The organism is Aeromonas sp. QDB17 (genome assembly GCF_027705305.1).
GTDB classification, from domain to species: Bacteria; Pseudomonadota; Gammaproteobacteria; order Enterobacterales; family Aeromonadaceae; genus Aeromonas; species Aeromonas caviae.
Map to the genome: position 1 here is coordinate 1 of NZ_JAPDBP010000004.1, position 11,877 is coordinate 11,877.

Genomic DNA, 11,877 nt, shown 5'->3' on the forward strand with positions numbered 1-11,877 from the left:
AGAGGGACTCGAACCCTCACATCCGTGGGACACTAACACCTGAAGCTAGCGCGTCTACCAATTCCGCCACCTTCGCATCACTGCGGTGGGGGATTCTATAGAGTTTTGGGGGGGCGTCAACAGCCAAAGGGGACTTTTTTCGCTGTTGACGGATAAAGGCGTGCCAAGGGCACAAAACTTCAGCAATCGGCGTCAGACGGTGGCCAGCGCATCCTGATACATCTGTTCGTACAGGATGACGGAGTCTGCCCAGTCGAAGCGGGTGTTCATGGCGTGGTGCTGCACACGGGCAAAACGTGCCGGCTCCTGCAGATAATGGAGCAGGCTGCGGCGCATGGCATCGAGCAAGGTGCTTGCAGTGGGATCGTTGAAGCAGAAACCGGTCGCGTGCGTCGGGTCGGCATCCCAGTCCACGACGGTATCTTTCAATCCGCCGACAGCCCTCACCAGGGGCAGGGTGCCATAGGCCAGACTGTACATCTGGTTGAGCCCGCATGGCTCGAACAGAGAAGGCATCAGGAAGAAGTCGGCGCCGGCCTCCACCAGGTGGGCCAGACGGTCGTCATAGGCATTGATGAAGGCAAACTTGTCGGGATGCTGCTGGGCAATGCTTTGCAACTGGGCGGCGAGAGAGGGATCACCGGAGCCCACAATTACCACCTGGACCTGATGCTGCAAGAACTTGTCCAGCGCAGGGATGAGCAGGTGTACTCCTTTCTGCTCGGTCAGTCGACACACCATGCCATAGATGGGGAGGTTGCCAACGGGGAGCCCCGTCTCCTGCTGCAGGATGCGCTTGCAGGTGTGTTTGCCATCCAGGTTGTCGGCATCATAGGTGGCGGGCAACAGAGGATCGAAGGCGGGATCCCAGTCCTGATAGTCACAGCCGTTGAGGATGCCACGCAGGTCAGCTGCCCGCTGCTGGAATACGCTGGCCATGCCGTGAGCGCCCAGGTGTGTCAGCAGCTCGCTGGCGTAGTTGGGGCTGACCGCATTGATCTTGTCTGCGTAGAGCACACCGCACTTGAGCAGATTGATGTGACCATAGTCGTAGTTGATGCGCTGCTCGTAGTCGTGGATTTCCGGCACGGCCCAGAACTGCTGGCGATCGAACACGCCCTGAAAGGCCGCGTTGTGAATGCTGATGACCGACCGGGTGCGCTGGAAGAAGGGGTTGTGGGCATGACGGGTTTTCAGCAGCAGCGGCAGCAGACCGGTGTGCCAGTCGTTGCAGTGGGCGATGTCGGGAGCGAAACCCAGCTGTTCGCACGCATGCAGGGCCGCCGCGGCCAGAAAGGCAAAGCGTTCACCGTTGTCGGGATAGGCCTGGTTGTTTTCGGCATAGAGCTGGGGGCGGTCGAAATAGTGCGGGCAATCGAGCAGATAGACGCAGATCCCGTCCAGTTCCAGCTGATGGATGCGATAGCTGATATCACTGCGATCCTGGGAGGTGGGGAGCCAGCGCGAGGCGAGGAGGGTGGCCTCGTCCCGGCGCTTGATGGTCTTGTAGAAGGGCATAATGATGCGCACATCGTGCCCCTGACGGGCGAGATGCTGCGGCAGGGCCTTGGCCACATCTGCCAGGCCCCCGGTCTTCACCAGCCCCTCAACCTCCGAGGCTACAAACAGGATTTTCAGTGGGTTAATAGCCAACTCTTGCTCCCTTAGGTACCACGACGATACCGCCTTCGGATACGGTAAACCGCTCTCTGTCATGGTCCAGATTCTCACCGATCACGGTGCCGGGTGCAATTTCAACGTTTTTGTCGATGATGGCGCGGCGAATGGAGCAACCTTCGCCGATTTTCACATCCCCCAGCAGCACGGATTCACTGATGTGGCTGCAGGGGCCTATGTTGCAGCGAAATCCCAGTATGGATCGCTGGATCTGGCTGCCCTGAATGAAGCAGCCACCGGAGATCAGGGAGTTGGCGATCTTGACCTTGCAGTCGTCGGTATCGATGAAGGTGGCGGGTGGCAGGGGCGGGTAATGGGTGTGCAGCGGCCACTTGCGATTGTAGAGAGAGAAGGGGGCATCGTCGGCCACCAGGTCCATGTGCGCCTGCCAGTAAGAGTCGAGCGTTCCCACATCGCGCCAGTAGACGTTGGGCTTCTCGCCCGGGATCACGTTGGTGCTGTAGTCGTAGACATAGACGGGGGCACGGGGGAACAGGCTAGGAATGATGTCCTTGCCGAAATCGTGACTGGAGTTCTCCTCGGCGGCATCCCGCTTGAGCTCCCGATAGAGGGCCTCGGTCTCGAAGATGTAGTTGCCCATGGAGACCAGGGCCTGGGTGGGGTCGCCGGGGATGTGTTTCGGGTGACGGGGCTTTTCTTCAAAGCCAATCATGCGCCCTTCCTGATCCACCTCGATCACCCCGAAGGCGCTTGCTTCCTCGATGGGCATGCGCAGTGCCGCGACGGTCAGGGCGGCCGCTTTCTGCTTGTGGAAGCTCACCATCTGGCTCACGTCCATCTTGTAGATGTGATCGGAGCCGAAGATGCAGACGTGCTCGGGGTCGGAGATCTCGATGAAGCGCAGGTTCTGGTAAATGGCGTCTGCGGTGCCGTCATACCAGCGTTTGCCCATTCGCATCTGGGCCGGAATGGGGTCGATGAAGCGATCCGTGATGCCGACGATGTTCCAGCCCTTCTTCATGTGCAGATAAAGGGACTGGGACTTGAACTGGGTGAGTACATAGATGCGCAGGAAGTCGGCGTTGACGAAGTTGTTGAGCACGAAGTCGATCAACCGGTAACTGCCGCCAAAGGGTACGGAGGGTTTGCTGCGGGTGGTGGTCAGCGGTTGCAGTCGGGTACCTTCACCGCCTGCCAGTATCATGGTGAGTATGCCTGCCATCGTCGTTCTCTCCCTGAGATCATGATGTTGAAAAGGTTTTCATGTCGCTGCGAAAAAAACACCCCTAAAGGGGTGGTAAACGTTTTCTTGGTACCTTAACAGATCCCGTCTGGCACTCTCTACTTGTTTTATTACAACCGTTGCACTTCTTTAAGCTTTGCTCAGATACACCTTGAATTTGGCATCACCCGCGATCACCTCGGTCTGTTTGAAGTGCGCATCCAGTATAGGCTGGTATCGCAGGAAGACATTGGCGACTATGGTCAGGGCGCCATTTGCGGTCAGGTACTCAGGTGCCTTTGCCAGGAAGGTTTCGGTGGCGGCGTAGAAGGTCTTGAGCCCGGCATGGAAGGGGGGATTCGAGACAATCTGTTGGAATGTTTCGGCAATGTCGGAATAGACATCGGAGGCATGAACACGTCCGCTCAGACCGTTGACCGCCAGGGTTCGGCGGCTGGACTCCAGTGCTAGGGCATTGATATCCACCATGGTGACGGCCAGGGCCGGGTTGCGCTTGGCCAGCACGGAACCGATGACGCCGGCGCCGCAGCCAAAGTCGAGCAGCTTGCCCGTCACGTGGGGGAGGCTCGCCAGCAGCATCTGGGTGCCGAGATCCAGGCCGTCAGCACTGAAGACCCCGGGCAGGGCCATGACGGTCAGGGTGGTGTCGCCCGCCTGGCACTCATAGCGACTGAACCAGGCGTCCAGCTCGAAGGGGACGACCGGTTTGTCGAGCGTGCCGTGGTAGAGAGAGCAGCGGCGCGCAGAGTCGCGCTTGATCGGTTTCTCGCCATAAGGTGCCAGCAGCTTGTCTGCCCCGTTGATGCCGCCCCGGTTCTCGCCGGCGAGGAACAGGTCGGCCCCGCTTTCGAGCAGCGGCGTCATCATGGCCAGCAGGTATTGCGCCTCGGCCTTGGCCTTGGGCATCAGCAGCAGCAGGGCATCGAATCGGGGGGCGCCACCCAGCTGGTGATCGAACAGGATGGCGTCTCCCAGAACGGCCTGCTGGGTGCGGTAATAGCAGTAATCCGTGGTGAAGACGGTCAGGCTTTGTGCCAGCTCGGCCAGTTGACGAGGATAATCATCCTCCAGGGCACCGCACACCAACAGCCGCTTGCCGACAAAAAGGGCTTGGTTACGTTCCAGCATCTGACTGACGGCACTGACAGGACGGCTCATTGGGTCTCTCCACGCATTTTTGGGCGGCCATTATACATGGCCGCTTTCGCCTTGACATTTATGCCGTGTTCCCGAAATATGCCCAGACGCCTTATTTACCCAGAGATGATGCAATGCGGTCATGCGTATCGAAACGAAAGCATAAACACAGCCTGACAATCGGGCCTGCTGGCGTGCGCGCGTAACCTCTCATCCCTGAGACGATTCAAGCCCCGGTAGCGACTCCCGTACCGGGGCTTTTTATTGACCAATCCATCTGTTTAGGAGAAGGAAATCCCATGTTTCAAGGTTCGATAGTTGCCCTGATCACCCCATTTCGACAGGGCCAGCTGGACGAGGCCGCACTGGCTCGCCTGGTGGAGTGGCACATAGAGCAGGGAACCCATGGCATAGTGCCGGTCGGCACGACCGGGGAGAGCCCGACCCTGACCCACGATGAGCATTGCCGCGTGGTGGAGCTGGTGGTCAAGCTGGTGGCCGGGCGCATTCCCGTGATCGCAGGTGCAGGCTCCAACAACCCGGTTGAAGCCATTGAATACACCCGCTATGCCGAGCAGATGGGGGCGGATGCCACCCTGCATGTGGCCGGTTACTACAACCGCCCCAATCAGGAAGGGCTCTACCACCACTTCAAGGCGGTGCACGACGCCACCACCAAACCCATCATCGTCTACAACATTCCGCCCCGCGCCATCGTTGACGTGCAGCCGGCGACCCTGGCCCGTCTGGCCGAGTTGCCGCGCATTGCCGGCGTGAAGGATGCCACCGGTGATCTGGCCCGCCCCTGGGTTGAACGCCAGCTCATCAAGAAGCCGTTTGCCTGGCTCTCCGGTGAAGACGCCACCGCCGTGGCCTACAACATCGGTGGTGGCCAGGGTTGCATCTCGGTGACGGCCAACGTGGCCCCCAAGCTGGTGGCCGAGGTACAGAACCTGGCGCTGGCCGGTGAGTGGCAAGCTGCCCGCGAATTGCAGGACAAGCTCATTCCGCTGCACCAGGCCATGTTCGCCGAGCCGAGCCCCGCAGGGGCCAAGTATGCGGTCTCCCTGCTGGGTCTGTGCAGCGAAGAGTGCCGTCTGCCGGTGATGCCGCTCTCCGAGGCCACCCGCGAGCGCATCCGCAGTGCCATGCAGGCATTGAATCTGTTGTAAAAACTGGGCTCTGGATCTCGCTTTTGATTGCCCGGTCAATTAATGGCCGGGCTTTGCCGATATACTCGCTTGGATACAACCAAGGATGATTTGGCATGGAAGAATGGGATCCAGAGCACTTCACCAGTTTTGAACATCTCTGTGAAGTGACCTTGTCTGCGGTCAGGGAAAAAACAGAGGCTGAACAGATCTATCTGTGGCTGCGTGCTCCGACGCCCCAGCTCTATCACTATCGCCCGGAACAGGGTCTGCTCTGCCTGAGCGCCGACATCCTCTCTTCCCTCGAATTGCCCATCCTCTTCATCGAACGTTCCCTTGCGCTCGGCCAGTTGCTGGTGGAGCCCATCGCGCCGACCCGTGCCATCTGGGAGCGGGAGAGCGTCGAACCCGAGATCCCGCGCCTGCGCGCGAGCTTCCCCCTCAAGCGTCACAAGGGGCTGGAGGCCGTGGTCTATCTGGAAACCCGCCGTCGTCTCGATCGCCTGCCAAGACGCCAGCAACAGAGCATCCAGCTGCTCATGCATTATCTCGCCGCCGAGCTCGAGAGTCGGCGACTCGCGGGACAGGTGGATCTGGAGCGGGATCAGCGGCTCCACACCCAGGCAGACCTCGTGCGCAGCCAGGCCCTGCAGGACTCTTTCCTCAGCATGCTGCAGGCGCTGCATCAGGTGGGGGTCAAGCTCTCCCGCTGCGAGAGCGAGGATCGTTTGCTGCACGACGCGGTGGCACTGGCCCGCCAGGAGTTGCAGTTCGATCGCATCGCCATCTTCCTGACTGACAGTGAATTCAAGACCATGCACGGTACCTGGGGTACCAACGAGGCGGGTGAGCTCATCGACGAGCGCCATTTCATCAGCCCCATTCCGGATCACCCCACAGTGCAGGAGGCGCTGCGTCGTAAAGACTATGTCCTGGTGCTGGAGGACACGCCTCTCTATTACGAGAAGCAGGAGGTGGGTCGCGGCTGGAACGCCATGGTGTCGCTCTGGGACGGGAGTACCCCCATCGGCTGGATCGCCGCCGACAACCTGCTCTGGCGGCGCCCCCTCAAGGCGTATCAGAGCGAGATCTTCAAGCAGTATGCCGCCGTGCTCTCCCAGTTGCTGATCCGCCAGCGCACCCAGGAGAAGCTTGAGCGCTTCAATCGGGAGCTGGAGCTGAGGGTGCAGGAGCGGACCCGGCAACTGGCCGATACCAACCGGGCGCTGGAGGAGGCCAACCGGCGCCTCTCTCTGCTGTCTCTGGAAGATCCCCTGACTGGCATCGCCAACCGCCGCCAATGGGACATCACCATGGAACGGGAGTGGGAGCGGGCTCGCCGCCATCAGGGCGTGCTGGCGGTGCTGATGATCGATGTGGACGAGTTCAAGTCCTACAACGATCACTTCGGCCACGGCAAGGGGGATCAGTGCCTGCAGCGGGTGGCGGCACTGCTGCAGGACACCGAGCGGCGGCGTACTAACCTGGTGGCCCGCTATGGGGGGGAGGAGTTTGTCATCCTGCTGTGTTCACCGCAGCCGGGAGAGGCGGAGCGGCTGGCGGAGCAGATCCACCACGGCCTTGACGCCTTGCAAATTCCCCATCCGGCCTCCCGGGTGGCGGCGACACTCACCGTCAGCATCGGGTTCAGCTATCTGGTCCCGTCATCGGACAAGGAGTGGCAAACCCTGACCGAGCAGGCGGACCAGGCACTCTATCACGCCAAATCCCAAGGGCGGGCCTGTACCCTGGCCTATCGCTGACACCTGCGTGGGGGCTGCCTGCCCGGCATCAGATCCACGCCGCCCTGTATAAATGAGGTGGCAAGCATTTCTCGCCATCTGGCGCATGGCGATGCGCCCGCGCTCTGGCTAGAATGGGGGCCCATTTTTCACAGACAGATCCTGCACCATGACCCTATCCGGATTTCAAGGCCTGGTTTTCGACCTCGACGGCACTCTGGTGGACTCCATGCCCTTGCACCTGGCCGCCTGGGAGCACACCGCCCGCGAGTTTGGCTTTCGGTTCGACGCCGACTGGTTTTATGAGCTGGGAGGCATGCCCAGCCGCAAGATAGCCCTGCTGGTGGCCGAAGTGCAGCAGATCGCGCTGGATCCCCTGGTGGTGACACGCTGCAAGACCGAACACTATGTCGCCAACCTGCACAAGGCCACCCCCTTCCCGGCCATGCTGGATCTGGTGGAACGCTATCACGGCCGGATCCCCATGGGCATAGGGACAGGCTCCCCCCGTATCAATGCCGAAGCGGTGCTGCGCAACACAGGGCTGGATCGGTATTTCCCCGTGGTGGTTACCGCCGACGACGTGGAGCTGCACAAACCCCATCCAGACACCTTCCTGCTGGTGGCGCGACGCCTGGGGGTCGAGCCCGGTCAATGTCTGGTGTTCGAGGACACGGGCATAGGCGCACAGGCCGGTGAAGCGGCCGGCATGCAGGTCTGCATGGTCAGAGAGGGAAAATCGGTCGGGTTGACCTACTGAGTGACGAAGACGAGCGGGTCAACAACCGGCTCGGGAGAGAAGCCCCACTCTCATACGGGACAGGCGAAACATGAGAGTGGGGAGCAGATGTCACTGGCTGACGCAGCGACACCGTCAGGATGGGCGGGGGCGAGATTTACTGCTCGCTGCCACCACCCTGGTTGTCGTCATAACGGCTGGGGGCGCCATGGGGGCGCGGCGCCATGGAAACCCGTGGCTTGCGGGCCCGCTGGATGCTGACGGCAGGACGGCCGGAGTGCATGGCAATGGTGGAAATCTTGGCCTTGTAGACCAGTTGCTGATTGCCATGGGCATCGGTCAACAGCACGCTGTACTGGTCAAAACCGCTGATGGTCCCCTCCAGCTTGATGCCGCTCACCAGGAAGATGGCGACCTGGCTACGGTTTTTGCGCAACCAGTTGAGGGCAGAATCTTGCCCGTTCCCGAGGGAGAAGGCCTGCTCGATAGTGGAGTAGCTTGGGGATTCAGTTGTCATAAATTATTGTCCCGCGGAAAAAAAGTGGCGTTTGATTGTGCTAAATGGGCACTGCCTTGTCAAAGTCATTCTCACACCCGGGCAGGATGGACAACGACAGGGCTGGTCGGCAGGGGCCGCTGCTGCAATAATTGGCGGCTCTGGCCCCGTGGCGGGCCTCATGCTGGGGTCTTATCTTGCATCCGGTTTCACACCAACATCCACCCACCTATACCCATGACGCGACCGCCTGCGAAGAGTGTGACCTGCTGGTGCCGGCCACCGAGCTGGCCGTGGGGGAGACGAGCAGTTGTCCGCGCTGCGGCCATACCCTGACTCGTCATCTGCCGGAGCAGGAGCGCAGGCCCATCGCCTATGGCTTTGCGGCCATCATCATGTTCGTGCTCTCCAACGCCTTTACCTTCATGTCGTTCTCGGCCAAGGGGGTGGGGCAGGAGATGACCTTCCTGCAGTGCATCACCACCCTGGTGGATCAAGGCTACCTGTTCCTCGGGGCCGTGCTGAGCATTACCCTGATCGGGTTGCCGCTGGTCTATATCGGCTCCATCATGCTGGTGCTGTGGCGCCTGGACAAGGATCTGCACAGCAAGGCCCTGCGCTCCCTTGGCCGCCTGCTGTGCCGGATCAAGCCCTGGCTGATGGTGGACGTCTTCCTCATCGGGGTGCTCATCTCTCTGGTCAAGCTGATGGGGATGGCCGACATCAAGATGGGGCTGTCGTTCTGGGCGTTCGTTGGCTACACCCTGCTGCTCATCAAGATGATCTCCTCCCTGGATCGGATGTGGCTGTGGCAGCGGCTGTTCGGCCCGACGGCGGCGAGGGAGCTGGATCCCGAGGAGAGCGCCCTGTCGTGCGGTCTGGTGGGCTGTCACATCTGCGGCGCCCTGAACGAGCAGGATGCCCATAGTTGCGTTCGCTGCGGGGATCACCTGCACAGCCGCAAGCCGGGTGGTCTGAACCGCACCTGGGCCCTGCTGATCACTTCGGTGATCCTCTATGTCCCAGCCAACCTGTATCCCATCATGGACACCGTGTTCCTGGGGGATGACAGCCCCTCGACCATCATGGGCGGGGTGCTGCTGCTGTGGGCCATGGGCTCCTACCCCATTGCCGCCGTCATCTTCTTCGCGAGCGTGGTGGTGCCGCTGGTGAAGATCCTGGCGCTGCTGTGGCTCTGCTACGTGGTGCAGCGCGGCCAGGGGGCATCTCCCCTCGGCAAGCTCAAACTCTATCGCATGACCGAATTTGTGGGGCGCTGGTCGATGATCGACGTCTTCGTGGTGGCCATCCTGGCCGGTCTCATCCGGCTCGACAATCTGATGACCATCTACCCTGGCCCTGCGGCCGTCGCCTTTGCCGGGGTCGTACTGGTCACCATGGTGGCTGCCATGAGTTTCGATTCCCGCCTGATCTGGGATTTACAACAAGGAGAACGCGAACGTGAGTGAGCGTAAGACAAGGTGGAAACCGGGCTCTGATTTCATGAGTTCGGCTGCCGCTATCTGGATGGTGCCTTTGCTGGCGCTCTTCATCGGCGCCTGGATGCTGTTCCAGCACTGGTATTCACAAGGGCCGAGCTTCACCCTGACGGTGGCGACCGCCGAGGGCATAGTGGCGGGCAAGACGGTGATCCGTTCTCGTGAAGTGGAGGTGGGTCGTATCGAGACGGTGGAGCTCAGCGAGGACTACAGCCATGCCGTGCTCAAGGCTCGCCTGACCAATGCCGCCGCCGGCATGCTCAAGAAAGACAGCCAGTTCTGGGTGGTCAAGCCCAGGGTCGGGCGTGAGGGCGTTTCCGGTCTTGGCACCTTGCTCTCCGGTGCCTATATCGAGCTTTCTCCCGGCAAGAAGGGCAGGGCGCGAAGCGAATACGCCATGCTGGACAGGCCGCCCCTGGCATCCCTGGATGCCAAGGGATTGCGGCTCTCCCTGTCCAGCAGGGATGCCAACGCGCTGGGTGCGGGCTCCCCCATCAGCTATCAGGGATTCACCATCGGCCAGGTCGAAGAGGCCAAGTTCCTGCCCGAGAAGAGCGAGATGCAGTACCAGCTCTTCATCAACGCGCCTTATGACGTCCTGGTGAGCAGCAACTCCCGGTTCTGGCTGACGCCCGGCTTCGAGGTCTCCATGAGCAGCGAGGGGATGAAGGTGAAGATGGACTCGCTGGAGAGCCTGATCAACGGCGGCATCACCATGGGGCTGCCTCCCGGCTGGTTGCCGGGGGAGCCGGTGAAACAGAACGACGAGTTCGTGCTGTTCAAGGACGAGGAGAGCGTGCTGGCCGGTAGCCTGGATCAGTTCATCGACTATGTCTTCCTGTTCGACAATGATGTGGGCGGGCTGCATCCCGGCGCGGCGGTACAGTATCGCGGCATCCGGGTCGGTACCGTCATCTCGGCTCCCTATCTCATCGACGACAAGGGCGTCCAGCTGTTCAAGAGCCGGCAGATCCCGGTGCTGGCGCGCATCGAGGTGCAGCGTCTCTCCCACCGTTATGCCAATGCGGAGAAGGAGCAGTGGCGGGCACTGTTCAACAAGCAGTTCAAGGAAGGGCTGAGGGCCAGCCTCAAGACCGCCAGCCTGCTGACGGGGGGCAAGGTGATCGATCTGAACTTCTATCCGGATGCGCCTGTCTATCAGCCGCTCAAGATGGCGGGCTATCAGGTCTTCCCGACTGCCCAGGCCGGGCTGGATCAGATCGAACGCAAGGTGAATCTCATCCTCGACAAGTTCGTCGACATGGACATGGCCACCACCCTCACTCAGGTCAACAGCACCCTGATGACGCTGGACAAGACGCTCAAGCATGTCAGTGCCGTGAGTGCGAATCTGGAGCAGTTTACCGGTCAGCAGTCGACCCAGCAGTTGCCGGCCTCCCTCAACCAGAGCCTCAAGCAATTGCAGGAGACGTTGCAGACCTATGATGCCGGTTCCCAGACCAATCAGGAGCTGCGCCAGTCGGTGCAATCCCTCAACCAGCTGATGAGCGAGTTGCAACCTCTGGTCCATTCACTGAACGAGCAGCCGAGTTCGCTGATCTTTGACCGCGCTCGTCCGCGGGATCCCGAGCCCAAGCGAGGAAAATGATGAAAAAACGGATGTTGACGCTGGCCTTGCTGGGCCTGCTGGCGGGATGTGGCAGTGCACCGACGACGCTGCATTACTATTCGCTGGATGCCGACACGGCGCCGTCGAGTGTCACCACGGCGCAGCCGCAGCACCAGTTGGTGCTGCGCCCCGTCGCCCTGTCCGGTCAGCTTGACCGGATGAGTCTGGTCTATCAGCTGGAGGGCAAGGAGCTGCACTTTGCCGAGTACCATCGCTGGGCAGGTTCCCTCGATGCCCAGTTGAACCAGTTGACCCTCAATGGCCTCTCCAGCCGCTTGCCTGGCTGGGTGGTGCGTCAGGACGGGGCTCGCAAGGGGCCTGTGCTGAGCATCTCGGTCGAGCGTTTCCAGGGGCGGCACGACGGCCGCGCCCTGCTCAGCGGTCGCTGGCGCCTGCTGACGGAGGAGGGGGTCGTGTTGAGAGATGTTCCCTTCCAGCAGGAGCGGGTGCTGCCTGCCGATGGGTATGGCGCCCTGGTGAACGAGCTGGGACAGGGCTGGCAACTGTTGCTCGATCAGATTGCGGCGGATGTGCGCACGCGCATCTGAGGAAGCATAAAAAAAGACGGGAGGCCATGGCCTCCCGTTTTGTTTAGGGTCGTT

At 61.0% G+C, this 11,877-nt stretch carries 9 protein-coding genes and 1 pseudogene; 6 read left to right on the forward strand and 4 right to left on the reverse strand.

Annotation, left to right across the window (positions count from 1 at the left end; all coding sequences use genetic code 11):
- Window positions 1-192: 192 nt before the first annotated feature.
- From glgA to rsmC, 3 genes and pseudogenes are all read right to left on the reverse strand, one after another.
- Window positions 193-1,653, reverse strand: a complete 1,461-nt coding sequence (gene glgA / locus OKC41_RS04785) for a glycogen synthase GlgA (RefSeq protein ID WP_201894610.1) — start codon at window positions 1,651-1,653, stop codon at window positions 193-195.
- A pseudogene (glgC, locus tag OKC41_RS04790) lies at window positions 1,643-2,863 on the reverse strand (glucose-1-phosphate adenylyltransferase); the annotation flags it as partial. The gene glgA and the pseudogene glgC, both read right to left, overlap by 11 nt.
- Before the next feature lie 147 nt (window positions 2,864-3,010).
- Window positions 3,011-4,039, reverse strand: coding sequence for a 16S rRNA (guanine(1207)-N(2))-methyltransferase RsmC (rsmC, locus tag OKC41_RS04795; RefSeq protein ID WP_201894611.1), 1,029 nt, complete (start codon window positions 4,037-4,039; stop codon window positions 3,011-3,013).
- A gap of 278 nt (window positions 4,040-4,317) precedes the next feature.
- Between rsmC and dapA the strand changes: the two genes are divergently transcribed.
- From dapA to OKC41_RS04810, 3 genes are all read left to right on the forward strand, one after another.
- A complete protein-coding gene (dapA, locus tag OKC41_RS04800) occupies window positions 4,318-5,190 on the forward strand; it encodes a 4-hydroxy-tetrahydrodipicolinate synthase (protein WP_039040606.1) in 873 nt (290 codons plus the stop codon).
- Window positions 5,191-5,285: 95 nt separating this feature from the next.
- The gene (locus OKC41_RS04805) at window positions 5,286-6,932 is read left to right on the forward strand and encodes a diguanylate cyclase (RefSeq protein ID WP_041211732.1); all 1,647 of its coding nucleotides are present in this window, start codon (window positions 5,286-5,288) and stop codon (window positions 6,930-6,932) included.
- A gap of 148 nt (window positions 6,933-7,080) precedes the next feature.
- Window positions 7,081-7,671, forward strand: a complete 591-nt coding sequence (locus OKC41_RS04810) for an HAD family phosphatase (protein WP_201894612.1) — start codon at window positions 7,081-7,083, stop codon at window positions 7,669-7,671.
- A 136-nt stretch (window positions 7,672-7,807) separates the two neighbouring features.
- On the opposite strand, the gene hfq is transcribed toward OKC41_RS04810, so the two are convergent.
- Window positions 7,808-8,167 carry an RNA chaperone Hfq gene (gene hfq, locus OKC41_RS04815; protein ID WP_039040603.1) on the reverse strand — a complete coding sequence of 120 codons (360 nt, stop codon included), beginning with the start codon at window positions 8,165-8,167 and terminating at the stop codon, window positions 7,808-7,810.
- Between the two features lie 176 nt (window positions 8,168-8,343).
- Between hfq and OKC41_RS04820 the strand changes: the two genes are divergently transcribed.
- Genes OKC41_RS04820 through OKC41_RS04830 form a run of 3 tightly spaced genes read left to right on the forward strand, consistent with a single transcriptional unit; the run spans window position 8,344 to window position 11,823 of the window.
- Window positions 8,344-9,615, forward strand: a complete 1,272-nt coding sequence (locus OKC41_RS04820; RefSeq protein WP_201894613.1) for a paraquat-inducible protein A — start codon at window positions 8,344-8,346, stop codon at window positions 9,613-9,615.
- Window positions 9,608-11,254: an intermembrane transport protein PqiB gene (pqiB, locus tag OKC41_RS04825; RefSeq protein WP_069651939.1), complete on the forward strand. Its 1,647-nt coding sequence runs from the start codon at window positions 9,608-9,610 to the stop codon at window positions 11,252-11,254. Before OKC41_RS04820 ends, pqiB begins: the two co-directional genes overlap by 8 nt.
- Window positions 11,254-11,823: a membrane integrity-associated transporter subunit PqiC gene (locus OKC41_RS04830; protein ID WP_010675747.1), complete on the forward strand. Its 570-nt coding sequence runs from the start codon at window positions 11,254-11,256 to the stop codon at window positions 11,821-11,823. Before pqiB ends, OKC41_RS04830 begins: the two co-directional genes overlap by 1 nt.
- The last annotated feature ends 54 nt before the right edge of the window (window positions 11,824-11,877 follow it).